The sequence below is a fragment of the Occallatibacter gabretensis genome (assembly GCF_001449115.1).
Classification (GTDB): domain Bacteria; phylum Acidobacteriota; class Terriglobia; order Terriglobales; family Acidobacteriaceae; genus Telmatobacter; species Telmatobacter gabretensis.
Window position 1 is genome coordinate 1,819,606 of the sequence record NZ_LAIJ01000009.1, and the last position, 25,222, is coordinate 1,844,827.

At 57.7% G+C, this 25,222-nt stretch carries 25 protein-coding genes and 1 tRNA gene; 14 read left to right on the forward strand and 12 right to left on the reverse strand.

Annotation, left to right across the window (positions count from 1 at the left end; all coding sequences use genetic code 11):
- Window positions 1–45 precede the first annotated feature (45 nt).
- Entirely contained in the window at window positions 46–687 is a 642-nt protein-coding gene (locus VO84_RS13920) for a TetR/AcrR family transcriptional regulator (RefSeq protein WP_058188196.1), read from the forward strand.
- On the opposite strand, the gene VO84_RS13925 is transcribed toward VO84_RS13920, so the two are convergent.
- Window positions 684–1,250, reverse strand: coding sequence for an HIT family protein (locus VO84_RS13925; protein ID WP_058188197.1), 567 nt, complete (start codon window positions 1,248–1,250; stop codon window positions 684–686). The genes VO84_RS13920 and VO84_RS13925 overlap by 4 nt on opposite strands.
- 449 nt (window positions 1,251–1,699) lie before the next feature.
- Between VO84_RS13925 and VO84_RS13930 the strand changes: the two genes are divergently transcribed.
- Entirely contained in the window at window positions 1,700–3,763 is a 2,064-nt protein-coding gene (locus VO84_RS13930) for a 30S ribosomal protein S1 (protein WP_058188198.1), read from the forward strand.
- Window positions 3,764–3,869: 106 nt separating this feature from the next.
- Here VO84_RS13930 and VO84_RS23350 read toward each other — a convergent pair whose 3' ends face one another.
- From VO84_RS23350 to VO84_RS13965, 6 genes are all read right to left on the reverse strand, one after another.
- Window positions 3,870–4,331, reverse strand: coding sequence for a protein-export chaperone SecB (locus VO84_RS23350; RefSeq protein WP_082661974.1), 462 nt, complete (start codon window positions 4,329–4,331; stop codon window positions 3,870–3,872).
- Window positions 4,264–4,899, reverse strand: coding sequence for a type II toxin-antitoxin system HicB family antitoxin (locus tag VO84_RS13940; protein ID WP_058188200.1), 636 nt, complete (start codon window positions 4,897–4,899; stop codon window positions 4,264–4,266). The genes VO84_RS23350 and VO84_RS13940 overlap by 68 nt, the downstream gene beginning before the upstream one ends.
- 792 nt (window positions 4,900–5,691) lie before the next feature.
- Window positions 5,692–6,882: a hypothetical protein gene (locus VO84_RS13950; RefSeq protein WP_157439887.1), complete on the reverse strand. Its 1,191-nt coding sequence runs from the start codon at window positions 6,880–6,882 to the stop codon at window positions 5,692–5,694.
- A gap of 322 nt (window positions 6,883–7,204) precedes the next feature.
- Window positions 7,205–7,525 (reverse strand): helix-turn-helix domain-containing protein, encoded by a 321-nt coding sequence (locus VO84_RS13955; RefSeq protein ID WP_058188203.1) that lies wholly within the window; start codon window positions 7,523–7,525, stop codon window positions 7,205–7,207.
- A gap of 67 nt (window positions 7,526–7,592) precedes the next feature.
- On the reverse strand, window positions 7,593–9,026 hold the full coding sequence (locus tag VO84_RS13960) for a hypothetical protein (protein ID WP_058188204.1): 1,434 nt from the start codon (window positions 9,024–9,026) through the stop codon (window positions 7,593–7,595).
- A gap of 112 nt (window positions 9,027–9,138) precedes the next feature.
- Window positions 9,139–9,720: a TetR/AcrR family transcriptional regulator gene (locus VO84_RS13965; RefSeq protein ID WP_058188205.1), complete on the reverse strand. Its 582-nt coding sequence runs from the start codon at window positions 9,718–9,720 to the stop codon at window positions 9,139–9,141.
- Window positions 9,721–9,836: 116 nt separating this feature from the next.
- On the opposite strand from VO84_RS13965, the gene VO84_RS13970 reads away from it, so the two are divergent.
- The 3 genes from VO84_RS13970 to VO84_RS13980 all read left to right on the forward strand — a co-directional run bounded on the left by VO84_RS13970 (window position 9,837) and on the right by VO84_RS13980 (window position 11,710).
- On the forward strand, window positions 9,837–10,823 hold the full coding sequence (locus VO84_RS13970) for an SDR family NAD(P)-dependent oxidoreductase (protein WP_058188206.1): 987 nt from the start codon (window positions 9,837–9,839) through the stop codon (window positions 10,821–10,823).
- A 190-nt stretch (window positions 10,824–11,013) separates the two neighbouring features.
- Window positions 11,014–11,283: a hypothetical protein gene (locus tag VO84_RS13975; RefSeq protein WP_058188207.1), complete on the forward strand. Its 270-nt coding sequence runs from the start codon at window positions 11,014–11,016 to the stop codon at window positions 11,281–11,283.
- Complete coding sequence (locus VO84_RS13980; protein WP_058188208.1) at window positions 11,276–11,710, forward strand: TA system VapC family ribonuclease toxin; 435 nt, start codon at window positions 11,276–11,278, stop codon at window positions 11,708–11,710. The genes VO84_RS13975 and VO84_RS13980 overlap by 8 nt, the downstream gene beginning before the upstream one ends.
- Window positions 11,711–11,800: 90 nt before the next feature.
- On the opposite strand, the gene VO84_RS13985 is transcribed toward VO84_RS13980, so the two are convergent.
- From VO84_RS13985 to VO84_RS14000, 4 genes are all read right to left on the reverse strand, one after another.
- Window positions 11,801–12,634: a carboxypeptidase regulatory-like domain-containing protein gene (locus VO84_RS13985; protein WP_058188209.1), complete on the reverse strand. Its 834-nt coding sequence runs from the start codon at window positions 12,632–12,634 to the stop codon at window positions 11,801–11,803.
- Between the two features lie 16 nt (window positions 12,635–12,650).
- A complete protein-coding gene (locus VO84_RS13990; protein WP_082661975.1) occupies window positions 12,651–14,111 on the reverse strand; it encodes an alpha/beta hydrolase in 1,461 nt (486 codons plus the stop codon).
- Window positions 14,112–14,160: 49 nt separating this feature from the next.
- Complete coding sequence (locus VO84_RS13995) at window positions 14,161–15,438, reverse strand: ankyrin repeat domain-containing protein (RefSeq protein WP_058188211.1); 1,278 nt, start codon at window positions 15,436–15,438, stop codon at window positions 14,161–14,163.
- A 154-nt stretch (window positions 15,439–15,592) separates the two neighbouring features.
- Window positions 15,593–16,828, reverse strand: a complete 1,236-nt coding sequence (locus VO84_RS14000; RefSeq protein WP_197414030.1) for an MFS transporter — start codon at window positions 16,826–16,828, stop codon at window positions 15,593–15,595.
- Window positions 16,829–16,871: 43 nt separating this feature from the next.
- On the opposite strand from VO84_RS14000, the gene VO84_RS14005 reads away from it, so the two are divergent.
- The 9 genes from VO84_RS14005 (at window position 16,872) to VO84_RS14045 (ending at window position 25,091) form a co-directional block, all read left to right on the forward strand.
- Complete coding sequence (locus tag VO84_RS14005; RefSeq protein ID WP_058188212.1) at window positions 16,872–18,317, forward strand: MiaB/RimO family radical SAM methylthiotransferase; 1,446 nt, start codon at window positions 16,872–16,874, stop codon at window positions 18,315–18,317.
- A gap of 44 nt (window positions 18,318–18,361) precedes the next feature.
- On the forward strand, window positions 18,362–18,997 hold the full coding sequence (gene infC / locus VO84_RS14010; RefSeq protein WP_082661976.1) for a translation initiation factor IF-3: 636 nt from the start codon (window positions 18,362–18,364) through the stop codon (window positions 18,995–18,997).
- A gap of 727 nt (window positions 18,998–19,724) precedes the next feature.
- Window positions 19,725–21,899 (forward strand): S9 family peptidase, encoded by a 2,175-nt coding sequence (locus tag VO84_RS14015; RefSeq protein WP_058188213.1) that lies wholly within the window; start codon window positions 19,725–19,727, stop codon window positions 21,897–21,899.
- An 84-nt stretch (window positions 21,900–21,983) separates the two neighbouring features.
- Complete coding sequence (locus VO84_RS14020; protein WP_157439888.1) at window positions 21,984–22,751, forward strand: hypothetical protein; 768 nt, start codon at window positions 21,984–21,986, stop codon at window positions 22,749–22,751.
- Between the two features lie 114 nt (window positions 22,752–22,865).
- The gene (locus VO84_RS14025; protein ID WP_058188215.1) at window positions 22,866–23,240 is read left to right on the forward strand and encodes an ArsR/SmtB family transcription factor; all 375 of its coding nucleotides are present in this window, start codon (window positions 22,866–22,868) and stop codon (window positions 23,238–23,240) included.
- Window positions 23,241–23,276: 36 nt separating this feature from the next.
- A complete protein-coding gene (locus tag VO84_RS14030) occupies window positions 23,277–23,678 on the forward strand; it encodes a VOC family protein (protein WP_231737934.1) in 402 nt (133 codons plus the stop codon).
- A gap of 4 nt (window positions 23,679–23,682) precedes the next feature.
- Window positions 23,683–24,231 (forward strand): SRPBCC family protein, encoded by a 549-nt coding sequence (locus VO84_RS14035; protein WP_058188217.1) that lies wholly within the window; start codon window positions 23,683–23,685, stop codon window positions 24,229–24,231.
- 15 nt (window positions 24,232–24,246) lie between these two features.
- Window positions 24,247–24,636: a DoxX family protein gene (locus VO84_RS14040; protein WP_058188218.1), complete on the forward strand. Its 390-nt coding sequence runs from the start codon at window positions 24,247–24,249 to the stop codon at window positions 24,634–24,636.
- 26 nt (window positions 24,637–24,662) lie between these two features.
- The gene (locus VO84_RS14045; RefSeq protein WP_058188219.1) at window positions 24,663–25,091 is read left to right on the forward strand and encodes a DUF1801 domain-containing protein; all 429 of its coding nucleotides are present in this window, start codon (window positions 24,663–24,665) and stop codon (window positions 25,089–25,091) included.
- A 9-nt stretch (window positions 25,092–25,100) separates the two neighbouring features.
- On the opposite strand, the gene VO84_RS14050 is transcribed toward VO84_RS14045, so the two are convergent.
- Window positions 25,101–25,187 (reverse strand) — tRNA-Leu (locus tag VO84_RS14050).
- Between the last annotated feature and the right edge of the window lie 35 nt (window positions 25,188–25,222).

Sequence of the window (25,222 nt, forward strand, 5' to 3'; positions counted from 1 at the left end):
CGTACAATCCTTAGATGAAGGAAACTTCAGGTTTGGAGTTCGCATTTGCCAGGCGCAGTCGCACCCTCGCTAACCCCGCGTAAATCGCCCGTCCAGCAGCGTTCTTCCGCCACGGTCGAAGCCATTCTTGAAGCCACCATTCAGCTTTTGCTCAAAGAAGGCAAAGAGCGCCTCACCACCACGCGCGTTGCAGAACGCGCCGGAGCCTCCGTCGGAACCCTCTATCAATACTTCCCCAACAAAAGCGCGCTCCTGCAAGCTACCTTGCGTCAGCACATGGATGAAATTGCGGAAACCATCCGGAAGGTCTGCAGTGAGCAGCGCGGAAAACCCATCGCAAAGATGGTCCCAGCCCTCATCGACGCATTCTTCGCGGCCAAGATGCGCGACCCGAAGGTAAGCGCGGCGCTCTATGCAGTCAGCTCGGATGTTGACGGATGGAGAATAGCGCAACAAACCAGCAAGCGCGCGCTCAAAGAAATCGTCGCGATGCTTGAAACCGCACCTGAGCCGCTGACAAGGGAACCGGAAATGATTGCCTCCATGCTGCAAAGCATGATGACCGGCGTCAGCCGCAAGCTCCTGGAATCTCCCGCGCCGGAAAAACACTTCCCGGCAATGCGGCAGGAGCTGCTCTTCCTCGCAGAAGTCTACGTCCAGGCCTGCTCCGCATCAACAGCGGCCTAGCTCGCCGCAAATCCCTCGCGCAACCGCTTCCACGTAATCTCCAGCGACTCAGGAATCACCCGCGTCTCGCCCGTCACGGTCATGAAATTCGTATCGCCCACCCAGCGTGGCAGCGCGTGCAGATGCAGGTGTCCCGCCACGCCCGCTCCTGCCGCCTCGCCCAGGTTCAGCCCGAAATTCAGCCCATGCGGCCGGTACGTCGCCTCCAGAACCCGCTCCGTCCGCTGCGCCAGCTCCACCAGCTCGTGCGCAGCCTCCACCGGCATTGCGGCAAGCCGGTTCAGATGCTCGTAAGGCATCACCATCACATGCCCGCTCGCATACGGAAACGCATTCAGGCATACAAAGCATCGCTCGCCGCGATACACAATCCCCCCGGCTGCCTCAGCCTCGTCGCGGTCCATCCCATGCTCAATCGCATAATCCACCGCGGCCAGCAGGTTGCAGAAAACGCAGCCCTTGTCGCCCGGCCACGCCGCCAGCTTCGCCGGCACGCCCGGCTTCGCCGTTCTATCAGCGCCCGTAATGTAGCTATACCGCCAGGGAGTCCACAAAATGTCCATTGCTTGAGTAGTATAGGCAGCCCCGCGTCAGGCTCGCCCTCAACTTTTACAGGATTTTTTTCTCCGCGCCAGTCCCGCCGTCCCGCCACACATTCCTCAATCCCCAACATTTCGCGGGAATTGCCCCGGTATTTCCGGTCCTTCACCGGCTCCACCATCCGGAATAGTCCCGAATTGACTCAGGCTTCCCATAAAGCTACACTTATCTATGTAGCTTCCTGCGCGGAAACCGACTTGGGAGCGCTCCGAAACGAGCGCAAAATCCTACGTCGGAAACCCTCACGGAGACGAGCCGTTCGCAGTCCCCAGCGGGGCTCGTCAAACGGTACCCCCGGATCACCCGCCCATGACAAGGACTATGCCATGCGGACTTCCGGTGGATGTGGCCGCGCGATAGCAGGAAGCGAAGGCCGGCTTGCGCCGGTGCGTAATTCCTGGAGCTAGCAGTGATGGCAAACGTCCTCAATCCCGAAACCGAGAGCATAACCCTGAACACCGAACTTGAAACCCCTGTCCTTGAGCCTGAGACGGAGCTGGAACAGCCGTCCCACGAATCCACGTCCACACCCGAGCCCGAAGAAATCACAGCCCCTGCGCTGGACGCCGATGCCGCACCACAACCCGTAGCTGCCACCCCTGAAGTTGAAGCCTCTGCAGTAGAGGCCCCGGAAGTGGAAGCCCCGGTCGCGATTTCGACCCCGGCACCTGTGCATGAGGCGGAAGCGTCAGTTGCAGAAGCGCATGTCGCAGAAGCACCCGCTGCGGAAGCGTATGCCGCGGAAGCTGAAGCAGAGCATAGTGAGTTCCACGAGCACGGTGAGTCGATGGATGACTTCTCCGCGGCTCTTGAGGCCTTTGAGCGCGAGCAGGCTGCTGAAGCCGCTGCGGTTGAAGCCTACGGCGACAAAGTCGTCTCAGGCACAGTCCTCAAGCAGACGGAAAAGCATCTCGTGGTCGACGTGGGCCTCAAGTCTGAGGGCCTCGTGCCAATCGAGCAGGTCACCGATCACACCGGCACGGTCAAGTTCACCGCCGGCGATGTCATCGAAGTGGTCATCGAGCGTGAGGAGCCGGAGGGCGGTTATCTAGTCAGCTACGAGAAGGCGCAGCGCCTCCGCGTCTGGGATTCCATCGAGAAGGCAGCCAACGACAAGACTCCGGTTATCGGAACTGTCGTCAGCCGCGTCAAGGGTGGCCTGACTGTCGATATCGGCATCAAGGCCTTCCTCCCCGGTTCGCAGCTTGAGATTCGCCCCGTTCGCAACCTCGACGGCTATCTCGGCCAGCAGATCGAAGTCCGCGTCATCAAGCTCAACAAGAAGCGCGGCAACGTCGTCGTCTCCCGCAAGGAGATCCTCGAAGAGGAAGTCGCAGCCAAGCGCGGCCTTACCCTTGAGAACCTCGACGAGGGCGCGATCCTCACCGGCACCGTCAAGAACCTCACCGATTACGGCGCATTCGTCGATCTCGGCGGCATTGACGGCCTGCTGCATATCACGGACATGAGCTGGGGCCGCCTCACGCACCCCCGCGATCTGGTCAACGTCAGCGACGAGATCCAGGTCAAGGTCCTCAAGTTCGACAAAGACAAGCAGCGCGTCTCGCTCGGCTTCAAGCAGCTCACGCCTGATCCGTGGCTCGATGCCACCGAGCGTTACCCCGTCGGCGCACACGTCCGCGGCCGCGTTCTCTCGGTCACTGACTACGGTGCGTTCGTCGAGCTCGAGCAGGGAATCGAAGGCCTCGTTCACCTCTCTGAGATGACCTGGTCCAAGCGTCTCAAGCACCCCTCCAAGCTGGTCAAGGCCGGCGACGAAGTCGAAACTGTCGTCCTCGCCGTCAACCCCAGTGACCGCCGCATCTCGCTCGGCATGAAGCAGCTCCTCGAGAACCCCTGGGAGCACCTCACGGAGCGTTACCCGGCCGGAACCATCGTGGAAGGCCGCGTTCGCAACCTTACTGACTTCGGTGCCTTCATTGAGATCGAAGACGGCATTGACGGACTCGTCCATGTCTCGAACCTGAGCTGGACCAAGCGCGTCAAGCACCCGTCTGAAGTCGTCAAGAAGGGTGAAAAGGTCAAGGCAGTCGTTCTCGGCGTCGAGCCGCAGAATCGCCGCCTCTCACTCGGCATCAAGCAGCTTCAGCCCGATGTCTGGGAGAGCTTCTTCGCCACCCACCGCGTCGGCGATGTCGTCCACGGCAAGGTGCTCCGCACCGCGCAGTTCGGCGCATTCGTTGAAATCGCGGACGGAGTCGAAGGCCTCTGCCACATCTCAGAAGCTGTAGATGACAGCGGCACGCCGGCCAAGATGGATCAGGGCGACGAGCACGAGTTCAAGATCATCAAGATCAACGTGGAAGAAAAGAAGGTAGGCCTCAGCCTGCGTTCCATCGGCCACGAAGCCAGCCGCCAGGCCGTAGAGAGCTACAAGGAGAGCGCCCACAAGGCCCCCGTCTCCAGCTCCACCACCACCCTCGGCGACCTCATCAACTGGAAGAAGAGCGAGTAACTTCACTCTCAGTTCCACAAACGACAACTGCCACCCTCCGGGGTGGTAGTTGTGTTTTACAGCGAGCATTCCATACTAGTTTAACAATTAGCACAAGCAGGCAATGCTAACTCACGATCAGAGGTAGAGTAATCGTTCCTATATGCATTCGAGCTGTTGTGTCAGATACTATTTGTCGAAGGTAAGGCCAGAAAATTAGCTTAGCCTCAGCCCCCGCAAATCCATCTGCTTCATTTCGGGACATACTTTTCGTAGGATGAAAGTGGCCAGAAACTTTGACGTCCAACGCGAGAATAGGTTTTTCAGATTCAACGACATTAATCCGTAGAGATAGAGTAGCTGTGACGTCGAAGTGTTCTTTGCTATATTTCGACACCTCGTACCTGCTGTCGAAGCTACGCTTGAGATGATCTTTACCTTTTGAATAGTACGCTTTTGCATAGTTGGATCGGTCAAGGTTCGCACTTATGGAATCTAGCCCAATCGCGAAAAGGTCTAGCCTATCGACCAACGAGTTCGAGCGGCTGGGTGGTGTTCCAGTTTCCGTGAGTTTCTTCCTTGTCGCCACTTTTTAGCCCTCTTCTAGTTAAGTTCGAGTCTGCTGCATGATGTTTACTTAGGAGCGAGCGAATACCATGATCTCGCTTACGGCGATCAAGCGCTGAGTCAGTATGCGCTTCCCACTCGATCGGTTCGTTCCGAGAATCGATGAACCACGGATCGATACTTCCAATCGTAATCAGAGCAGCTGAGACGCCTTTGTCGTGTCGCGCGGCTTTATCTCCGGCGGCTTCTGCTAGCACCGCAGTAACAAATTGATTAAGGCTTACGCCTTCATTCTTCGCTAAATGAATCAGCTTAAGATGTAGAGAGCGCGGTACTCGTTGAAGCCATTTGCCGCTCGGTAGTTCGATCTCTTCGAAGGGCTCAGGAACCGCATCGCCAGATTCGATGCAATCCTCAATCCAAAGCTGCATGCTATCTCGCAGGTTTGAAAGGGCCTCAGGTTCAGTATTTCCATGTGCTGAACATCCGGGTAGTTCTTCCACGCGCGCTACAAAAATCTCGTCCTTAACATCCCTGCGCAATACGATTGTGTAAGGAAGGGCAAGATACTCTTCAATTGTCTTCGCCATACTTAACTCGATTCAGTCATACAGACCCAATTCGATCATCAGATTCCTGAAGTTATCGACTGAGTATTTGGGAACTGTAGATTTTCCATTGCTGTGTTCGTTGACCGTGAACCTGTGTCCTGGCAGCGTGAACATACGCGTGTGTTTAGTTGAACGCTCAGAAGCGCCCAATTGGTCCATTACCCACTTGATTTCTTCAAACCGCACATTATACGGTCGACCGACTATGTCAGCGATTCTTTCCTGAATCTTTGCAGTAGACGCCATTTGCGTTCTCGCCTCAGTTCCACTAGAAAGTTTCCCCTATTTGTCATGATCCCTCCTCCGTGCCGATCTCCGATTGATACTGCCTACAGCAGAGAACAATACTACAGGTGATATCGTCTTGTCACCTTTTATATAGACAGTACGGCCTGTAGGTTTTTAATCCAGTCGAGTCCGATTCCAACTCTTGCTTATTTTTGATACTACATATAGTATCAAAAATAAGCAAACAGGCTATTCTTCGGCGGGTGGCCCAGGTCTTACCTTGTTCATTCCACCACAAAACTCGGGTGCCCCAGGTCCTTGCAGTTGAGGACCTGGGATAGCACTCCCACCAACATTCCACGCCACACGTCTGCCGTCTACAGAATCCGCATTTCCCACCGGCCCATCAAGCATCCAGCGAAGCAATCCCCGCCAACACAACCGGCTCCCGGTCCGGAAACTCAGCAATCAGGGCGGGTGGTCCAGCCATAAATTTGGGTGCCCCATCCATGCGCAGCTTCATCGCGCATGGGTGGGATAAAGCTACTTACCACAATCGCCCTTACGCCCCATCGAGCAGGCCTTCGCATAATAAGCTTTCGCAGCCTGCGGATCTTTATCCGCCCCGTAGCCATTCTCAAGATCGTAGCCGGCCATCTCGCACCCCTTCGAATCGCCCGCCGAGCATTTCTCCAGAAATTTTGAAAGAACCTTCCCCGCGACACCATCGTGAACAACCGGCACAGGAAGCGCGGAGCTGCCCGCTGAGACAGGATTTGCTTGCCCCGCAGACACGACTGGCGATGGCTGCACACCAGCCGCGCCGGAAATGGAACCAGCGGTCCCCGTCTCAGCCGCTTTTCCGGTGGCCGTGCTGAGATCAATCTTGGCAATCTCCTTGCCCATCGGATAGGAGTCATAGATGGACATGCCGGTGACGCGGCTTGAAAATACCACCACAGGATAGTTCGGTCCCTGAAAGAATTTCGTGCCATCCCCGGAGATCTCCAGGTTCAGAACGACGTAAGCTGCACGGCCCGGATGCTGCTCAATGTACTCTCGCGCGGCAGTCTGGTCCATCTTCACCCTATCAAGTGCAATCGGACTAAAGGCGACTTCATATACAAGCGTAGATTGGTTTAGCTTGTTTGTTGGTCGCAATGTAAAGTCCAGCGGAATTGCAGTCGGACAATGCGTTATTTTCACAGTTCTCCCCGCAAAGTCTGCATAGTCGATTGAAAGACCTTGCGTCGCATGCCCACCACCGCGCGCGTCCGGATGGAGTCCTGTAAGCATCTGCGGTAGTCCGTGCACAACAATTGGAAAACTGCTGCTTGCGAAATCGTACTGATCCAGCGCAATCTGCACTCCTACGCGAATGCGGGATGGAACATTCGCAAGAATTGCAGATACATTGTCCCGGTAAAACGCCGATATCTGAGCACCATCAAATTCGTTTTGCATCTGTGTTGCAGTTTTGTGATCTCCGCAAGTGACCAGCTCAATGTAAGACCTGAACATCCGTGGATCGCTGAGTGCAGTAGGGGTAGTGCGTAAATAAAGCAGTGCAAGCTGATAGTCAGTTTCGGAAAGCTCAATGCCTGCTGCCGGGTCGACGACGGGGTAAGCACCGGAGGGCATCTTCTTTCGCTCCGCTGCATTTGCAGAAGCAGCTTCCGCCGTGTTGCCACCAGCTTGCTGCACATACAGGGCCGGCCCAACTTCTGTTGGCATCGCGTCAGCAGTTGCAAAACTGGCTATGATCAGCCAGCAGGCGCTTATGCAGAAACACACGGTAATCCCACGCACGGAAAGGCACTTGCGACCCATGAGATAGCCTCACAAAATTAGAAATACAGGAACTAGAGGAGAGGAATTCAGCGGAATCGTAGCACGCCATTCAGGAAATGCAAAGCGCGGGTGGCCCAGCTCTTACCCCGTTCATTCCATCACCAGAACCCGGGTGCCCCAGAGCCTGCCCTGAGCGCAGCCGAAGGGTCCTTGCAGTTGAGGACCTGGGATAGCACTCCCGCCAACTTCCCGGCATCCTCACCCATCAAGCATCCAGCGAAGCAATCCCCGCCAACACAACCGGCTCCCGATCCGGAAACTCGGCAACCAGCGAAAGCTTTCCACCCATCGCCTCAATCGACCGCCGCAGCGTCGAAATGTGCATATCAGTTCGCTTCTCAATCTCCGAAATCTGCTTCTGCGCCACGCCGAGATTCTTTGCCAGCCGCACCTGCGTCATGGCCCGCGCCCGGCGCAGCTCCTTCAATGTCATCTCCTCGGCAATCAGCTCGGCTGCGCGCTTCTCAATCCTGCGCCGGCGGCTTGCCGGTAGGCTCTGGATAATTTCCTCAACATTGCGTGGCATGATTTACCTCTTCTCTTTTCCAATCCGGGCAACGTGCGTCCCATCGCGTCTCGATCCCGGAATCAATTCATTGCCAACGAAGCAGCAACGCCGTATAACCATCAATCGAAAAGGCGCTTCCCGATGGCGCTTTCACCTCAGCAAACGTAACTCCATCTTTCGCATCGAGTCCGGGCCCGCTCAGGCGCATGGTATGGCCGGCGCCATGCGCGCCGATGGCTCCCTTGAGTTGCACCTCCACCGGCGCTCCATCCTTGTTGATCAAAGCCAGCTGACGCTCTTTACCCTTGTGAGCGAGCCACGCTGTGAGATTTGCCTCTCCGACAACGGCGCAACTCTGAAGCTCCCATCCCGCGAACTGCTCGGCGAACTGCATGCCGAAGTAGAGCGGTCGTAACTCCGTCGAGAGATTTTCTCCAACCGCAATGGGAGCATAGAGGCCATCACCGCCGCCGTGCAGGTTTACCCCGCAATATCCTCCCGCAGCACACGTCAGCATGTAATCTGCCCCCCACAAAGCGGATGCGAATGCGTCACTGACACCCGGCTTTCCTCCTCCAAAGCAGGAGTTACCCTCCGTCATCCGGAAGCGCAAGCCGTCAGAGTGGCCAACAGCCTGTTTCGCCTGTTGGATCTGCTGGTCGAGCCTCTTGTTGTGGGAGAGCAGAAAGGCTGTATCCATGCTGGGGTCCTTTGCCGGCCCCATTGCGTAAAAGTGGCTGGAAAGCATCACAGCTGAGGTGCCCACGCGCTGGCCAAAGCGATCAACCCAATCCATATTGGTGGCCGTATCCGGTCCCGCAAAGGGAGCCCGCGGAACCTTGGCGCGCACCGCATCGACAAACTCCTTGTACTCCTGAAAGTACTGATCGAATTGATACGGCTTCTGCCGGAAGAGCGGCCGGCCTCCAAAGAAGTCAGCTTCATTGCCCACCTGAAAGGCCAGAAGGCGGTCACCCGCCTCCTGCGTAACGTACATGGCCTCCTCGGCAGCGCGCTCAGGCGAACCGCATCCGAAGTTCAAGCCATAAATCAGCTTCCAACCCGTCGCATGGAGAAAACGGCCCAGGTTTCGAATCGCTTCCGGCGTGATCGCACCATCCTTGTTCGCTCGAACACTAGGGTCGGTCAGCTTCCACTCCCAGTAGGTCTTACCGTACTCAATGCCGGCAGTCTGCTTCGGCGTGGAAAAATCCCCATTCGGTCCCTTCCACCGGGTCACATCACTCAAGTTGCCGCCCAGGCGCAACACTCCGTGCGAGCTCAGCTTGCGGAAGGCCTTCACCAGACTTGTGTTGGCTTCGGAGAAGTAAGCGGGGTTGTAGAGCTGCGGGGACTCGTAACTTAGCCCCGTGTAGTCCACTGGCACTAGCCCCAGCCGTTCCTCTCCCATCACAATCTGCACTTTCTTCAGGTCGGGTTCGGCGCGGGCAGACGTCACCCCACGAGCCAGTTGCGCAGCTCCTGCCAATGAAAGAAAGAGGAAATGACGACGGTTCATGTTCAAGGAGACTCCAGTCGTAAAATGTCGAACTTCATGCTATCGGAATAGCGGCAAGTGCCCTAGTCATGAATTTGGGTGTCATAACCACAAGCCCAATCAGCCAGCATCCTTAGCGCACTCGCGACCCATGAATCAAAATATCCACCAGCCGCTTGGCTCTCTGCGGCCAGTCCGGCGCGGACGCAACGGATGAAACGCCATACACCGCGCGCAGCAGATCCATCGCGTTGATATCGGCCCGAATCTCCCCGCTTGCAACCGCACCCGCCACCAGCGCTTCGATCGCTCTGGTAACCAGGCCGCCAGTGGATTGAAAGACCTTCGGCGATGCGCCCAGCAGCGTGTACAGCGCGGGCGCAATAATCTGCTTGGCGGCAATGTAGTCCACAAACAGCAGCATCCACGCCCGCAGAGCCTCCACCGGCTCCATGGTCTTGGAAAATTCGCGTTGCACGGCGGCCAGCTTCTCCACTTCCGTCTGATAGACGGCCTCCAGCAGTGCCTCCCGCGTGGGGAAATGCCGATAGAGCGTGCCCGCGCCCACTTTGGCTCGCCGTGCTATCTCGTCAAGGCTGGCGTCCGCGCCGTTCTTCGTAAAGCCAGCCTTCGCTGCCGCCAGAATCCGCTCGCGGTTCCGCAGCGCGTCGGCGCGCAGCGTGCGAGCAGCGGGTTTGGATTTTTTCACAGTCATTTCACAGAAAATTTGCAACCGGAGACACTCTCCGGTTATCTACCTCTTATACGGAGACACTCTCCGTTTTATTCGCAGTTCAAGCGCACGTCAACCCCTGCGCAGGAGATAAGTAAATGGCAGACAAGTTTGGAGCAACCTCAACCACCGACGAAGTTCTCTCCGGAGTGGACCTCAAAGGCAAGCGGATTCTGGTCACCGGCGTCTCCGCAGGCATCGGCGTCGAAACCGCCCGCTCGCTCGCCGCACATGGAGCCCATGTCGTAGGCGCAGCCCGCGATCTCAAGAAAGCCGAAGCCGCAACCGAAGAAGTTCGCAAAGCCGCGTCAGCTAATGGCGGCAGCTTCGAGCTCATCCAGCTCGATCTCGCCGACCTCGCCAGCATCCGCGCCGCAGCCGATGCGCTCATAGCCAAAGGCGAGCTCTTCGATATCGTCATCGCCAACGCCGGAGTCATGGCCGCGCCCTTCGGCCACACCAAGGATGGCTTTGAGACTCAGTTCGGCACCAACCACCTGGGCCACTTCGTCTTCGTCAACCGCATTGCAAAGCTCATCCGCGATGGCGGACGTTTCGTAAGCCTCGCCTCCTCCGGCCACCGCTTCTCAAACGTTGACCTCAACGACCCGAACTTCGAGCACACGCAGTATGAGCCCTTCATCTCCTATGGCCGCTCGAAGACCGCAAACATTCTCTTCGCCATAGCCTTTGACGCACGCCATCGCGCCCGCGGAGTTCGCGCCACAGCCGTGCATCCCGGCGGCATCCAGACCGAGCTCGGCCGCCATCTCGAGAGCACAAGCCCCGGCTGGCTTGAAAAGATGATTACGCAGATCAATGAGGGACTCGCGGCGGAAGGCAAAGGACCGTTCCAGTTCAAGACCATTCCGCAGGGCGCGGCAACCTCGGTCTGGGCCGCCGTCGTCGCTCCCGCGGAGGAGATCGGCGGAAAGTATTGTGAAAACTGCGGTGTCGGCCCGCTGGTGTCGGATGATGCAGTCATCACTGCTGTCAGCGAAGGCGTGCGCAGCTACGCTCTCGACCCCGCCAACGCCGAAGCTCTCTGGAAAAAGAGCGAGCAGATGGTCGGCGAAACCTTCTAAACGAGCAGTAAGCTCTCACCGTTCCCCCACAAATTTGGGTGTTCCCACCCATGCGCAGCTTTATCACGCATGGGTGGGATAACTACCAGCTCAATTAAGCAGCAGCATCTTAGCGTTCTTCTTCCTCTGAGTCCAAGCTGCGCATAAATAATAATACGCGCATAAATATAATTCGGTGCATAATTGCATTATGGCCACCTCAATCCGCACCAACGTCAATCTCGAACCGCACGCCTACGACTTTGCTTACGCCTATGCCCGGGCCAACGGCATCCCACTCGGCAAGGCCATCAGCGAACTCCTCCGCAAAGCCGAGAACACACAGCAGACCCTAGTGCCCTCACCCAGGCTGGTGCGTAACGAATACGGCTATCTGGAACTTCCCGCCACCGGCCATCCCATCACCCCGGAGATGGTGAAGGAGCTTTCGGAGGACGATCCGGAGGACGATTTTGCCTAAAGACACATTTCTTCTCGATGTAAATGTTCTGCTGGCTCTATTGTCCATGAATCACTCGTATCACCAGATTGCGAAAGATTGGTTCTACCGGACTCCGCGGCTCAAATGGGCAATCTGTGCCTTTACGGAAGCAGGTTATCTCCGCATCGCCTCCCGTCCGGGGCAACACACCGTCGCTCAGGCCACGGAGTCTCTTGCCAGTTTCAAAAAGCACCCGGGCTACCACTACATCCCCATCCGCTCCGACTGGGACACTCTCTGCAGCCGCTTCTTCAAGCGTCTCTACGGCACTAAACAAGTGACCGATGCCTACCTTCTAGGCTTGGCCATCGAAGAAAACCTGATTCTGGTCACGCTGGATCGGGGCATCATGCATCTGGCCGGCGACGAATTCGAAAAGCACGTGCTGCTACTGCAAGCCAAATAAGCGGGTTGGTAATTTCCCAATCACAAATTTGGACGGTGGGTGGCCCGGCTATGAATTTGGGCGCCCCACTCACTCTTTTCCGCGTAGCCTTCATTTATCCCCAATCGCAGGGTGAAGAACTCTCGAACTATATCTCTTAAGTACGTCAAGGTGCGTCTGCAGTAATTTCGGATCCCATGATCTCTGATCTTGCGCTCGAAACGCTTCGTCGCGAATAGCAAGAATGGCGTCCTCTAATTCCTGCGAATCCTTAACCACACCATTCAGTTGGATCTGCGAAACAATCTCTAACCACGTAACATCTTTGAATTCCGGTGCTGTAGGGCCACGGTCTTGCTGGCCATACCAGAGATACCCGATATGATCGATCAGCGAAACCTGATCAGAATGACTCCTCACCGCGTCAGCAAGAAGCTTCTGAGTCCTCTGCGCGTCGTCTACCCGGTAATCGAATTCAAGAACAAGCTTGATAAGTTGCGCATTCGCCGTTGCTGAATGGGTCGCATGAGCATTTTGAAGCGGAACTTCACTCGGTTCAAGTTTGATGTCAAGAAACCGGAAGCTGCCTTCCGAAGGGTTCACATCTTCAGAGTGCGGCAGATGACCATTCGCTTGAACAGACAACGTAAGTGGAGTTGCAGTGATGTGATCGGCATGAAAATCGCCCCCTGACCGGCTGATGACTTGAATTGTTCCTGTACCTGCCTGGTCGATTGTGACCTGAGCGCTAATGACCGGGCCATTTCCATCCGTAATTCTCCCGTCGATCGACACCTGTTTTTCAGCTTCAGGTTTCGCGTGGGGCCGATTGATAAAAGCTACGGTGATTCCTCCCAACACGGTCACAATCGCGACATACAAGGCCCACTTATTTCCGCCTTTTGCCCCACCGTCAGTGGCAGGTGGCTCAGCTGTCTCGCCCATTGTCGACCCTCCTCAATCACGCTCCCCGAAACGCATAATACACACCCGCAGCCGTCTGCCGTATCTCCATGCCAACCCTCCGCGCCGCAGGCTCGGCATTCGCCAGCAGCGCATGGATATCCGAGAGCAGTGCCCACGTATCGGCAAAGTATCCGTGCCCTAGAAAATCCGTATCCACAGATGAAGCGTCAATCGTATCCATTCCCGCGATCACCAGAACGGGTTCGCCGGCCCGCGGATTTCCATGGATTTTCTTCGAAGCCATCAATGCCTTGTCCTTTGACGATTGGTACAGCGTCACATTCTTTGAGAGCCTCCCCAGCATTGCCGCCAGCTCTTTGAAGGTATCCGCATCCATATCCGGCGCGGCCAGAACAATCTGGCTCAGCGCAACCGGATTATCCGCCTGCAGGCTCAACTCCTTCAGCGCCCCGCACACGACCCGGTTGCCCATGCTGTGCGCAATCACATGAATCTTTGTCGCCGCCACATGCTGCGCCATCAGGCACAGGAACCGCTTGAAGTGGTCCTGCGACCATTGCGCATTGGTCTCGTCAAAGGTGTAATCCTCCACGCGTCCATTCGAAGGCCAGCTATAGAAGATCGGCGCGCCCACAAAGTTCAGGTCAAAGGCAATCTGCCCCGTCCTTCGCGCAGCATCTTCAAACTTCACGTTGTACCCATGCACAAACACAAACGCTTCCTGCGTCGCTGACGCTGCCACCGCATCCGAGACAGTCTTGAGAAATGCCTCTTCCTCCAGCGATTCAATCGAAGCCAGCACAATATGCTTCTGCGGATCGGGAGAGAATTCCAGCCGCATGATCGACGGGCTCTCCAGCTTTCCCTGCTTATGCGTCTTGGGAATGGAAATCTCGCACTCTCCGTAATGCAGCTCCCCAGCCTGCGATCGCCCTGGCCCATACTCCGGCGGCAGACCGGGCAGAGTCAGTTGTTCCCGGTCCGTCGAATAGAAGACCCTCACATACGAGAGATTTGCATCTGCATCCCACCCACCCCTCACCCGGTTCAGCTTGTGATCCGAAGAATCTCTTCTCCCTGCCGAAGCCGCCGGAGCCATCGGAGGGATAGGCAGCGATGTCGATCCTCGCCATGCGCCACCGGGCTGCACGGTAGGTGCTATGTATGGCAGCAGATCCCGTGTCTCAGCCTCCATCGGCAAGCTCACGGTAATAGGAGGTTTTATGCTCAAAACAACAACAGGCTGGTCAGCCTTCCCGGAAGTAAAATCGAGCTCCCAGTACAGATACAAGCCTTTCCAGTCGTCGATCTTCGTGCACTGAACGGTATGTTCTCCCAATCGCTCGACACGATACTCCGTCTCGCTCGGAACGAAATACGCATCTGCCTTCAGCGCGTTGATGATCTCGGCGATATCTTTGCGAACTGAATCGGGAACCGAAATCATCAACCATGCGAAATTACCTGCCGGACGAACGGTATACGGTGGCGGCATAGTCACCTCTCGGGAGCATTTTGATAGGAACCCATCCTAGCATTCGCATCTAAACCACCCCTCCATGCGTAGCAATCAGCTCCAGAGCCGCCCGATTCACCAGCTTCTGAAAGTGAAATTGCTCGCCCCAACCCCGCGGAGTAACATTCCGATACACCCGCATGCCCGGAATCTCGTATCCCGGATGCAGCTCTTTCCGAAGCGAAGCCCGCACATTCGGGTCAGCCCCATACTCCAGCAGCAATTGAGTAAAAGGCGCAGTCGGCGCTTCACCATGATGGTTCATCCAGAAGTTCGTCTGCGAAACCACGGTCGAAAACAGCGCCGTATGCCCCCCAAACCCATCTGCATCCACCGCCGCTCGCGCATCCGGATTCATGCCGCGCTCCAGCAGCCAGCGCGCAATCTCCAACTCACCGTAGTCAGCACACATATGCAGCAGCGTCGTCCCGCCAAGCGGAGTTCCATACGTCTCATGCAACTCATCGTGGCATCCCATCTCCGGCGGATAGATCTCGTCAAACCGAAAAGTCCGCGTTAGCAGTTCCGGCTCGCGTCTCAAATGCTCTTCCAGCAGATCGATCCGCCCCCGATGCAACGCCATCGTCAGCGTATCCGGAAACACAAATCCATACTCCGCATATAGCTCCAGGATGCGATGCTTGTCCTCCGGCCTGCGGCTATCGGTCCCGAGCACCACATCCACCGGCGCAATCCGCCCGCCGTTTTCGTCATACACCCGCGCACCAAGCTCCAGCAGCAGAGATGTCCCGGTAACGCTGAGCGTATACGCTGCCCCATCCAGCGCTCCATTCGACGGAATCGGCCCGCCCATCATCGCATGCAGCTTCCGCGCAGTCTCAATCCGTCCCTGCAGGCACGCACGCCCGAACGCGAATTCCAGATCGGCAGCCCCCAACCCACGCAGCATCTCGATGACACCATCCTGCCCAAGATTCGCCGCGTAAGACAGCGGAGGTCCCCAGTTGCCCTTCACGCCGCGCGCATCCTCCTCCACCAGTTCCGGAGAACGCAGCACCAAAGCGCGAACCGCCTCCACATCTCCGCGCCAGATCGCATCCGTCATCTGGCAAGCAGTCACAAGCCGCGGCCAGCTTGGCAGCCCATAACTCCGCGCCAGCGCCAGCTGCGCATCCGCAAGCTTCGCGGGCAATTTCGTCGCAGCCAGCTCAACCGCCTTCGGGTGATTCTCAACGAAATCCGCAACAGCCTCAGCCTCTCCGCGATGCAGCGCACGCAGAAAATCCTTGGCCTGGTGTTTCAGTTGAATGAGATTAGGACGAACAGGGAAGTGGCGTTTCGCCATGACAAACCTCCTTTGGTCTATGCCCGTGGTCCGCTGCCCGGGGCGAAAAGGAGATTCGTAAAGAACCTTGAATTTTGCATTTCACAGGTGGACTCGGTCCTGTCCGCGGACGGGCGGCGCCCTGTGCGCCACCAACAGAGTACACCAACCGCGTTTACGCCACAGCTTGATCCCGCCTGCGCAGCACCAGCACAATCCCCAGCGCCGCCACCACGCAGATCAGCGCAAACAGAAACGCGCTCGCATAGCCAAACGCGCCAATAATCGCACCCGCCGCCGGCCCCACCAAAAAGAACGACACATCCGAGAAGCCCGTATACACGCCCAGCGCCGATCCGCGATTCTGCTCCGGTACCTTCTGCACCGCCTCCACGCCAAGCGCCGGAAAGACCAGCGAGAACCCAAACCCGGTAAGCGCCGCCGCCACCGCCGCCACCCACGGAGTATCAGCCTGCCACATCACCAGCGTCCCCACAGACTCCACGCTCAGGCAGACAATCGCCACCGGAAACCCGCCAAACCGCGGTATCGCATGAATAAAAAGAATGCGCGCGGCAATAAACGCCACGCCAAACGCCGTCAGGCAAAGTGCCGCGCCATCCCAATGGCGGCTCGCGTAAAACAGCGTCACAAACGTAGCCAGCACGGAGTAGCCAACACCGCCCAGCGCCAGTGCCATCCCATGCGGAGCCACGCGCCCCAGCACGCTGCGAAAGCTCAGCGCCTCACCATGCACCACTGGAATAGGCCGCTTGCCCGCCGCCAGAATCAGGCTCACCAGGCACACCACAATCGTCAGCACGCCGATGGAACCAAACCCCCACCGCCCCTCCAGGATCACTCCCAGCGGCGCGCCCAGCGCAATCGCTCCATAGGTGCTGATGCCGTTAAACCCAATCACGCGCGCCGTATGTTCATGCCCCACCGCGCTGATGCCCCACAGCGTCGAACCCGTCGACCCCAGGCTCTCGCCTACACCCAGCACAAGTCGGCTGGCAATCAGCGCCGTCATACTGAGCCACGGCGAAACATGCAGCAGGTCTCTACTTAAAAGATCGGCGCCCAGCAGCAGCGCACCACTCGCCGCGCACATCGCCATACCCCACAGCACCGCTACCTTGGCGCCCGCGCGGTCAGAGATATGCCCCGCCCATGGCCGGCTGATAAACGTGGCAATGTATTGAATCCCAATCACCAGCCCTGCGAACGCCGCGGAAAACCCCATTCGCAAATGCACATGCGGAGGCAGAATCGCCAGCGGCAGCCCAATCGCCAGGTACACCACAAACGTAAACGAGGTGTAGCCAACAATCCGCAGCGTAGTCGCCACCTGCTCCGTGCTGGTGTGCGGAGGCCGGCCTGCTGAAAGATTGGAGACGGGGGTGGTCAAGCCTCAGTATAAAACTTCAGTTGACCGTAGACTAGAAGAAGAGATGACTTCCGGCTTCCACATCGAAAACTTCGGCTGCCGCGCCGCACGCGCCGATGGCGAAGCGCTCTCCGCGCTCCTACGCTCTGGAGGGCTTCAGGGCAGGGAAGCGCCGGAAGCCGAAGTCGTCATCGTAAACACCTGCTCTGTCACAGCAGAAGCCGACCGCGAAGCCCGCGCCTACATCCGCCGCACGCATCGCCTCAACCCCGACGCGCGCATCCTCGTCACCGGCTGCTACGCCCAGCGCGCTCCGCAGGAGATTGCTGCCCTTGAAGGCGTCTCCGCCGTAGTAGGCAACAGTCACAAAGCTCTCGCGCCGCAAATCGCCATGCGCCTCGCTGCGGGCGAAGCGGATACAGCCGCAACGATCGTGCCCATCAGTGCTCTCACAAGCTCCGGCGCGGCAATCTGGGCAGACGACGCCTTCGCCCACTCTTTCCTGGAAGAAGCACAGGTCCTGCCCGGAGCTCAGACCCGCCCCAATCTCAAGATTCAGGAAGGCTGCTCGAATCGCTGCACCTTCTGCGTCATTCCGCAAACCCGCGGCAACTCACGCAGCCTCTCGTCCGAATCCATCCTCCGCCAGGTCCGTAACTTCGTCGAAGCCGGCGGTAATGAGCTTGTCTTTTCAGGAATCAACCTCGGCCGCTGGGGTCGAGATTGGCCGCGCGATCTCGACACAAAACCCACGCTCGCCATTCTCATCCGCACCATCCTCACAGAGACCAAGCTGCCTCGCTTGCGCCTCAGCTCCATTGAGCCCATGGACTGGGACGCCGACCTCATCGCTCTCTTCCGCGACTTCCCGCCCTCGCGCCTTGCCCGCCACGCGCATCTGCCGCTACAGTCCGGATCGGACGCCGTACTTCGCCGCATGCACCGCCGCTACCGCCCCTGGCACTACGTTGAAAAGGCCGCAGCACTCTCGGCAGCTTGTGGAGACACGCTCACTCTCGGCGCAGACGTCATGGCTGGCTTTCCCGGCGAAACCGATGCCGAGTTCACTGAAACCTACGAGCTGATTCGAGCTCTGCCCTTCGGCTATCTGCATCTCTTCCCCTTCTCGCCGCGCCCCGGCACGCGCGCCTGGGAGCTGCACCGGCAGTGGCCCGTTCCGCCCCGCGTTGTCACAGAACGAATGACCGCTCTCCGCACTCTCGCTCGTGAAAAGACCCGCACACACCGCCAATCCATGATCGGCCGCACACTGGACGCCATCACGCTAAACACGCCGGATTCCCTTGCTGGCGATGGCTGTACCGCTGCACTCACCCAGAACTTCCTCCCCGTCCAGACCCGAAATGCGGATGGGAGCATCACAGCCCCAAATAGCCTCGTGAGCGTCCGGATCACAGCCCTCGCAGACGATCTCACTCTCGCCGCAACCCTTGTCAGCCAGCACCCCGTGGTAGATCGCGTTTTCCCCCGCCCGCATGCACATTCGTAACCAAACCAGTGCTATACTCAGGGTGCGTTTCCCGCTGCTGAGGAATGAATCCTCTGCGGGAACGACAATGGAGGAGCATCATCGCATTCGATAAACGAGCAGCTAAGTCCTTTATCCGCATCAACGACAGGATTCGCGCGCGCGAGATCCGCGTCATCGACGAAAATGGCGAACAAATGGGTATTCTGGCGCCTTTTGAGGCGCTGAAGATCGCTCGCGAGCGCGGGCTTGATCTGGTCGAGGTTTCGCCGAATGCCGTACCGCCCGTCTGCCGCATTCAGGACTATGGCCGTTTTCTCTACGAGAAGGACAAGAGCGACCGCGCCGCGCGCAAGAAGCAGAAAGTCATTATCGTCAAAGAGGTCAAGTTTTCTGTCACTGTTGACGAACACGACTACCAGACCAAGAAGAACCAGGCCGTCAAATTCCTCAATGGTGGAGACAAGGTCAAGGCCAGCCTCCGCTTCCGTGGTCGCCAGATGGCTCACCGCGACTTGGGGTACAACATCATCAACCGCCTCATTCAGGACATAGGCGAGGTTGGCGTTGTCGAGTTCATGCCGCGCATGGAAGGCACCATTCTGCACGCCATCCTCGCGCCCAGCAAAAAGGCTGAGCCGCCCAAGCCTAAGCTCGTAGCACCCGCGCAGCCAGTTGCCGCCACACCAGTCGCCCAGTAGAAAGCCTGATAACCATTGCAAAAGCCGCCTGAAAAGGGCGGCTTTTGTGTTTCGTTACGGGACATAGCAAAAGTGTAAAGTGTCATCCTGAGCGAACCGGGGTCCCCACGGATAGGTCTTCGTCCGTGGGGTGGGAATGGGGCTCCAGACGTTTTCTTCAGTCTGGGGGTGGTGAGTCGAAGGACCTGCTTTTGTCTTTCAGTCCCGGTAGTCCCTGTCTTCTCCCCATTACCAAGGTCCAATACCCCTTCGTACCGTGCCGCCCCTTCAGATAATTTGCATGCAATTAAGGGCATTTGTGCCACACTCATAATCAGCAGCAGAAAGACGGCCCGAATCCGCGGAGATCCTGCGGATTCGGGCCGTCGAATTTAGGGACGGTACGGTACCCCTCCCCCATCCCCCTTGCACCAGAATGTGTGCAAAACCAGAAAACTCAAGGCAAAGGAGCAGGTTTTCAGCCCCTGAAACAGTCGTAAACAAAAATAAGGAGCCTCAGCCCGGGCCTTAATTGGGACATGGCTTGGAAAAAAAAGGAAAAAATTCTATTTTTTAAAAAAAGGTAACCAGTTTAAACAAATGTTTACAAGTCAGTAACCCCTGAAAATAAGACATAAATATATTATTATCAACATTTTATGATTTAAAGTTGAGACGCTGGAAATCGCAGGCCCTGGCCCCACTTTCCTTAGCTGGCCCACATTTCCCCCCGTGTATGCTTATTGCCATGCCACGCAACCTGCCTTCCCGCTTGCAGTTGTCGCTCGCCCTTTTTTTGTCTTTCGGCGTTGCTCTCCATGCAGCCGATTCGCCGCGCTTTCCCACCACGGACGATCTGCGCCATCTGAAAGCCTTTGGCGCGCCGCAGCTCTCGCCTGATGGTTCTCAGGTGTTGTTCACCGTGACCAATTCGACCGCTGACGGCGCGGCAAGCCATCTATGGGTGGTCTCCACTTCCGGCGGAGCTGACACGCTTCGTCAGCTCACCTTTGGCCCTCCGGCAGACAAGCGTGGCGAGCGCGGCGCACAATGGTCACCCGACGGCAAGGCCATCTTCTTCCTCGCCCGGCGCGGCGAGCACACGCAGCTTTTTCGTCTCGATCTGCGCGGCGGCGAGGCTTCGCCTTACGATCTGAAGATTGTGCCTCCGGTCGATGAGTCGAAGGAGAAGAACTTCATTCCCCCGCCGGGTGCGGACAAAAAGAAAGACGAAAAGAAAGACGAGAAGAAAGACGAGTCCGACGACAAAAAGGACAAAAAAGACGAGTCGCTGCCCATGGACGTTGGCAACTATTCCATCTCTGAGGACGGCAAATGGCTGGCCATAACCGCTCACGACCCGCAGACGTCCGGCGAAAAGAAAGGAATCGATGCCAAAGCCGATGCCGACTGGGTCAACCACGAAACGCACGGCACGCGCCTCTATCTGGCGGCTATCAAGGCGGACGGCTCGCTCGACGGCGGCCTGAAGGTCGTAGCCATTGCGCCCGAAGTGCACGGAGCCGTCTGGTCGCCGGTCTCGGACAAGCTGTTGGTGTTCACCGGGCCTCCAAATGACCTCTCCGACTTGGGCCCTGCAAGCAAGGCGTGGGTGGTCGATGCGTCGGCTCTGGACAAGCCCGAACAGTTGAAGGCGATTCCGACCACGGCGGGCGGCGGAGCATGGTCGGCCGACGGCAGCAAAATTGTCTTTGCCGCGCTCACTCCGGAAGATGCGCCTCCGGGCTATGACGAGCTGTTCGTCCTGCCCTCGCTCAGTGCGGAAAAGCCCGTCAGCCTGACCTCCGGTTTTGCCGGGCAGGTAAATGCCGGCACGCTTTACTTTCCCGCTGGCCAGCCCAACATGCTGATCGCCGCCGCGGGCATCGGCACGCGCACCGCAGTCCTCCGCGTTGCGCTCGATGGCACGGGCAAGCCCGTGCCCATCGACCTGGGAGCACCTGCCATCAGCGGCCTTACCACCAACCGCAAGCAAACCGGCTGGCTATGGACGGCGTCGAGCGGCGCACAACCCGCCAAGCTATGCTTCGCCATCAAACTGGGCGACGCGTGCACCCTGTTGCCTGTGCCGGAGATGGGATCGGCGGATCTGAAGGCCGTGGAGCCCGAGTTGGTGAGTTGGAAGAGCGGCAAGTTCATCGTCGAAGGATTGCTCTACCTGCCTCCGCAGGCTCAATCCGGCAAAGTTCCTCTCATCGTCGACGTGCACGGTGGCCCTTTTGGAGCCTTTGTGAACCGCCATGATGTCTTTGCCGACTTCCTGCTGGGCCACGGCTGGGCGATTCTGCGGCCCAATCCACGCGGCTCGTCGAATTACGGAGTCGCTTTTGGCGCGGCCAATAAGAATGACCTGGGCGGCGGCGACTACCAGGACATCATGGCCGGCGTGGACTATGTTCTCTCGAAATATCCGCTCGATTCCACCAAAATGGCTTTGATGGGCTACAGCTATGGCGGTGAAATGGCTGGCTTTGTCGAGGGCAAAACCGACCGCTTCAAGGCCATCATCTCAGGCGCGCCGGTTATCGATCAGTTCAGCGAGTACGGCACAGAAGGCGGCTCGTGGTACGACCGCTGGTATTACGGCAAGCCATGGGAGCACATGGAAGACGCCTGGCGGCAGAGTCCGCTCTCCGGCGCGGCCAAGGCCAAAACACCCTTTCTCTTGATTCAAGGCCAGAGCGACACCACCGACCCGGTCGGCCAGGCGCAGGAGATGTACCGCGCCCTGCGGCAAGAGGGCGTTCCGGTCGAGCTGGTCACCTATCCCCGCGAAAACCACGGCCCTCTGGCGCAGGGAATCTTCGGCAGCCCCTCGCCTGAACCCTGGCACGGCTACGATGGCCGCCAGCGCATCGTCGAGTTCCTCAACAAAGCCTTTGGCGTGACAGGAAACCAATAGCGCAAAAATCCGTCCTATGAAGTAGCTGTCCGGGGGCATATATCTTTGACAAAATCCTGGCTCGTTCTGGGGTTCGTTCTTCTCTTGTCGGTCCCATGTAGCCGCGCTCGGGCTGCAGACGCTCCTCAGCCCGCAGCAAATGCCGGCTTCGATGCCTATCTGGAGAAAGTAGAAGCGCGACTCGCGCATCAGCATCAATCACCAACAGGCTTTCTCGCTGGCCTCGATTCGGCTCGGGATCGCCTGCGTGGCGGAGAACTGGTCAGCGAAAATCTCAACGCCGGCTCGAACACCAATCTGCCCGGCGCCATGCTGCACCACTGGCGTGGCACGGCATTTGTCCCAAACGCACAGGTCGCAGACTTTGAGCGGCTGATGAAAAACTTCAACACGTATCCGCAGCACTTTTCGCCGGACGTGCTGCAGGCAAAGGTGCTCAGCGAACGCAACGACAACGGAGTGGACCACATCGACGCATCGATGCGGGTTCGTCAGAAGCATGTCCTCACCGTGGTCATGGACATGAACTATGACGTCGTCTTCGCCCGCCTTGACGCTCAGCACGGTTACAGCTCTTCGCGAAGCACGCGAGTTGCGGAGATCGGCTCCGCTGGAACGAGCAAGGAACGCGCACTCAGCGATGATGAGGAACATGGATTCCTGTGGCGACTGAATACCTACTGGAGCTACGAAGAGGGTGACGGCGGGCTCTATATGCAGATTGAAAGCGTCTCACTGACGCGGTCGATCCCAACAGGGCTCGCTTGGGCGATCAAGCCCTTTGTCGAAAGCGTTCCGCGGGAGTCCCTCGAATTTACGCTACGTTCCGCTTGCAATGACCTGAAAAAGTAACCAGCGCAGAGGCCCGCCAGCCTCAATCTCCGTTTCATGAAGAATTTGTTTGACAGAAAATTGGCCGCGCCGTACATTTAACCAATCGGTTATTTAATCGATTGGTTTATTAAAATGCATGATCGGCTCAGTTTGACTTTTGCAGCGCTCGCCGACCCCACCCGGCGCGCCATTCTTGCCCGCCTTGCAATGGGCGAGGCTTCTGTGACTGAACTGGCCGCGCCCTTCGAGATGTCGATGCCTGCGGTCTCAAAGCACCTGAAAGTGCTTGAGCGCGCCGGGCTCATCGCACGTGGGCGCGAGGCGCAGTGGCGGCCCTGTCGGCTCGACGCCTCGCCGTTGAAGAGTGCCTCCCACTGGATCGAGGAATATCGCCAATTCTGGACGCCGTATGTGGATGCGCTCGAGCGCCATCTGGACCGCATGGAGCAGAGCCGATTGAAGCAGGCGACACAAAAGAAAGCTGTACCCACGAAAAAGAAGAAGTGACGCGGCGTTGCCCGCGATCTGACGATGCGAGGAAAAATGATGAAGATCAAATTGACGAGCGTATTTGTAGATGATCAGGAGAAGGCACTCCGCTTCTATACCGAAGTGTTGGGCTTCGTGAAGAAAGCAGACTTCAGCCAAGGTCCGTTTCGCTGGCTCACAGTGGCCTCAGCAGAAGAACCGGAGGGCACGGAACTGCAGCTAGCACTGAACAACAATCCGGCAGCAAAGACTTATCAGGATGCCATCTTTCAGCAGGGGCAGCCTGCGGCCAATTTCTTTACTAGCGACATCGAGGCTGACCACGCGCGCATGAAAGCCAGTGGCGCAGAGTTCACCATGCCGCCAACGGATGTGAAGTATGCCAAGATCGCCATGCTGAACGACACCTGCGGTAATCTCATTCAGGTCACACAACTGGCAAGCTGGCAGGGATGAAGCCATGACCGATCGCACTCCATATACGCCAGGTCCGGCGCACGGTGCGCAGGTACAAAAGGACGGCGAGAAATGGACCCTTGTCCTGGTGAGAGAACTGCATCACTCACCGGAAAACGTCTGGCAGGCGCTCACAGATCCAGCGCATCTGCGCGAGTGGGCGCCCTTCGAAGCGGATGGGAACCTCGGCACGGCTGGAAGCCCGGTGAAGCTTAGCTGGGTGACAACAACGCGGGTCACCGAAACAAAGGTGGTGCGCGCTGACGCTCCCCGAGTGCTGGAGTATAACGACATGCGATGGGAACTGGAGCCGCTTGCAGGCGGCACACGCCTGACGCTATGGCACAGCATCGATCGCCACTTCATCGCATGGGGCGCAGCAGGTTGGCACATCTGCCTCGATGTGATGGATCGATCCCTCTCAGGGAATCCAGTCGGACGCATTGTAGGAGCCGACGCCATGAAATTCGAGTGGCAGCGATTGAACATCGAATACGCCGAGCAATTAGGTGTGGAGACGCCCAACTGGCAGCCACCAGCCACAAAATCCTGAAGAAAGGCAGTTCTTATGTCCCCATCCAAGCCGCCCAAAATCTCTTTCTGGATCGTCACCGGCCTCTTCTGCCTGTGGATGGCCTTCACCGCCTTCGCGCAATTAAAACTCCCGCAAGTAGCAGAGGCTTTCAGGCAGCTGGGCTTCCCCGGCTACTTCCGCATCGAACTCTCCTGGGCCAAATTCCTCGGCATTGCCGCACTGCTCTTTCCCGTCCCCGCCCGCGTTAAAGAGTGGGCCTATGCGGGATTTGGCATCGTCTGTATCTCCGCGTTCATCGCTCACCTTTCCGTAGGCCAAGGCCCCGCCCAGTGGCTCTGGGCTCTTGTCGCCTTTGTCCTCCTCGCGATCTCATATGTTCTTAGGCTGCGTATCGAGGCCGCAGAGCCACATGAGCACATCTAAATAGGTTGCGAAAATTGGAGCCGTTTATGAAAACACCTATTCCGGCGGAATCGGCTTCCGCACTCATCGACGCAAAGATCAATGAACTCGGCGACTGGCGCGGCAAGACACTCGCGAAAGTACGTTCAATCATCCACAGAGCAGACCCTGAGATCGTAGAAGAGTGGAAGTGGCGCGGAACGCCCGTCTTTTCCCATGCCGGCATCGTCTGCACCGGTGAAACCTACAAGAACGCCGTCAAGCTGACATTCGCTAAAGGAGCTGCGTTGCCAGACCCCAAAGGTCTCTTCAACTCCAGCCTCGACGGAAACGTCCGGCGCGCCATCGACATCCACGAAGGCGACAAGATCGATGAGACAGCCCTGAAGAACCTGATCCATGCCGCAATCGCGCTGAATCTGGCAAGCAAAAACAAAACGAAACCCTCTCGGACGATAGCAAGCAGATTTGACTGATTGACTTTTTGGTGCCGGGAGGGGGGGTCGAACCCCCACGACCTTGCGGTCGGCGGATTTTGAGTCCGCTGCGTCTGCCAGTTCCGCCATCCCGGCCTGCCTTGGCGGCAATTTGGATGGGCAGATTAAAG

Excerpts from the sequence above, each read along its gene's own strand:
- VO84_RS13925 (WP_058188197.1), bottom strand. The coding sequence starts at position 1,250 with ATGGACATTTTGTGGACTCCCTGGCGGTATAGCTACATTACGGGCGCT.
- VO84_RS13930 (WP_058188198.1), top strand. The coding sequence starts at position 1,700 with ATGGCAAACGTCCTCAATCCCGAAACCGAGAGCATAACCCTGAACACC.
- VO84_RS13940 (WP_058188200.1), bottom strand. The coding sequence starts at position 4,899 with ATGGCGAAGACAATTGAAGAGTATCTTGCCCTTCCTTACACAATCGTA.
- VO84_RS13950 (WP_157439887.1), bottom strand. The coding sequence starts at position 6,882 with ATGCCAACAGAAGTTGGGCCGGCCCTGTATGTGCAGCAAGCTGGTGGC.
- VO84_RS13955 (WP_058188203.1), bottom strand. The coding sequence starts at position 7,525 with ATGCCACGCAATGTTGAGGAAATTATCCAGAGCCTACCGGCAAGCCGC.
- VO84_RS13960 (WP_058188204.1), bottom strand. The coding sequence starts at position 9,026 with ATGAACCGTCGTCATTTCCTCTTTCTTTCATTGGCAGGAGCTGCGCAA.
- VO84_RS13965 (WP_058188205.1), bottom strand. The coding sequence starts at position 9,720 with ATGACTGTGAAAAAATCCAAACCCGCTGCTCGCACGCTGCGCGCCGAC.
- VO84_RS13970 (WP_058188206.1), top strand. The coding sequence starts at position 9,837 with ATGGCAGACAAGTTTGGAGCAACCTCAACCACCGACGAAGTTCTCTCC.
- VO84_RS13975 (WP_058188207.1), top strand. The coding sequence starts at position 11,014 with ATGGCCACCTCAATCCGCACCAACGTCAATCTCGAACCGCACGCCTAC.
- VO84_RS13985 (WP_058188209.1), bottom strand. The coding sequence starts at position 12,634 with ATGGGCGAGACAGCTGAGCCACCTGCCACTGACGGTGGGGCAAAAGGC.
- VO84_RS13990 (WP_082661975.1), bottom strand. The coding sequence starts at position 14,111 with ATGCCGCCACCGTATACCGTTCGTCCGGCAGGTAATTTCGCATGGTTG.
- VO84_RS13995 (WP_058188211.1), bottom strand. The coding sequence starts at position 15,438 with ATGGCGAAACGCCACTTCCCTGTTCGTCCTAATCTCATTCAACTGAAA.
- VO84_RS14005 (WP_058188212.1), top strand. The coding sequence starts at position 16,872 with ATGACTTCCGGCTTCCACATCGAAAACTTCGGCTGCCGCGCCGCACGC.
- infC (WP_082661976.1), top strand. The coding sequence starts at position 18,362 with ATGAATCCTCTGCGGGAACGACAATGGAGGAGCATCATCGCATTCGAT.
- VO84_RS14015 (WP_058188213.1), top strand. The coding sequence starts at position 19,725 with ATGCCACGCAACCTGCCTTCCCGCTTGCAGTTGTCGCTCGCCCTTTTT.
- VO84_RS14025 (WP_058188215.1), top strand. The coding sequence starts at position 22,866 with ATGCATGATCGGCTCAGTTTGACTTTTGCAGCGCTCGCCGACCCCACC.
- VO84_RS14030 (WP_231737934.1), top strand. The coding sequence starts at position 23,277 with ATGATGAAGATCAAATTGACGAGCGTATTTGTAGATGATCAGGAGAAG.
- VO84_RS14035 (WP_058188217.1), top strand. The coding sequence starts at position 23,683 with ATGACCGATCGCACTCCATATACGCCAGGTCCGGCGCACGGTGCGCAG.
- VO84_RS14040 (WP_058188218.1), top strand. The coding sequence starts at position 24,247 with ATGTCCCCATCCAAGCCGCCCAAAATCTCTTTCTGGATCGTCACCGGC.
- VO84_RS14045 (WP_058188219.1), top strand. The coding sequence starts at position 24,663 with ATGAAAACACCTATTCCGGCGGAATCGGCTTCCGCACTCATCGACGCA.